This window comes from Pontibacillus litoralis JSM 072002, from assembly GCF_000775615.1.
Taxonomy (GTDB): Bacteria; Bacillota; Bacilli; order Bacillales; family BH030062; genus Pontibacillus; species Pontibacillus litoralis.
Window position 1 is genome coordinate 1 of record NZ_AVPG01000058.1, and the last position, 1,365, is coordinate 1,365.

Annotated in this window: 1 protein-coding gene; it reads right to left on the reverse strand. The window is 36.0% G+C overall.

The window, feature by feature from the left end; translation table 11 throughout:
* Window positions 1-290 precede the first annotated feature (290 nt).
* Window positions 291-953, reverse strand: a complete 663-nt coding sequence (locus tag N784_RS15650; protein WP_052127381.1) for a fumarylacetoacetate hydrolase family protein — start codon at window positions 951-953, stop codon at window positions 291-293.
* Between the last annotated feature and the right edge of the window lie 412 nt (window positions 954-1,365).

A 1,365-nucleotide genomic window follows, 5' to 3' on the forward strand; every position in this document is an offset into this window, starting at 1 on the left:
TTCCCCGCAAGAGTAGGACGTCGCCAGGCAATTTTAAACCCCTTGAAATAATTATTCAAGGGGTTTATTGTGCTATATATAATTGATTGGGTTCTATACTAAATGTGGTGGTGATGCCTTCCGTTCTATAAAGACTTCAAAAGAAGCAAAAAACAACCGCTATATTTGGCAGGGAAAAAAATACTCCTTCTTTAGAACCCTGTGAATCGATTCACCATAATCTTATAAACAGATTCTGATAGACATATAGACTCTTCTTTTAGGTATAGATTTAATGATATTATATCGTTTTACACGTTCATCTTGTTTGCTTCAACAATGTTTAATGGCCCATCTGTGCTTATATCTCCAGTTGAAGGGTTTTTTAGCTGCATTTGTAGGACATCACCACTTTGAACAGGTGCTACTCCTTCTGGGGTGCCAGTGTAAATAATATCCCCTTTATCTGTTCCTAGCTGCCTATCGATGTAAGTTAGTAATGATCGGAGTGGAAAAATCATATCTTTTGTCGCGCCTGATTGTACGATTTTACCATTATTCATTAGAGAGAAAGTAATTTGCTTAAATGCATTTTCACCTGGAAATGGGATGAATTCGCTAAGTACAGCAGACCCTTTGAATCCTTTTGAAATAAGCCAAGGATGACCTTTTTCCTTTAATGAAGATTGGACGTCACGGGCTGTCCAGTCAATTCCAATAGCAATGGCTTCTATAATGTCGTCTAATGGTAGGGCATCATTATAGGCGGTGGCTAGTTTAACAACAATTTCTACTTCATGATGAATAGCTCCTAGATGAAAAGGGAGAGCTAGTTGTCCTGATGGGCTATGTAAGGCATGGGTTGGTTTAGAGAACAAAAGCGGGTTCGTAGGTATATCGTTTTCTAACTCTTTCACATGTTTGGCATAATTACGGCCTACACAGATAATATTACCGATAGATGTAGCAACCATAGTTTCCTCCTAAAAATCGTTTTTACGAGTGTAACACAAACTGTAAGATAGAGCACCAAATAAAATCATGCATTTGTTATGAATATAAAAAGAGTGCGATATTTATTGAAATAGTTAATAGAAGGACGATTCCGTTTGATTTTAACCTCATTTTCATTCTTTTTTGTTCAGGATATATGCTTCTCCTATATAGGCAAGAACAAGTACAATAAACCAAGTCAAAATAACATGATCAAAAATTCCATCGAATAAATAATCAAAGACACTCCTCCCAAAAAATAAAGTACTAACACGTGTGCTAATACTTTATTTTACTATATTTAGTTGGTTTAGTTTACCTATTTTTACAATATTATGGTTCATCACCAAAAGTCGGGGGTTACAAAATCAACGCCCGGTTTCCAAACGAAGG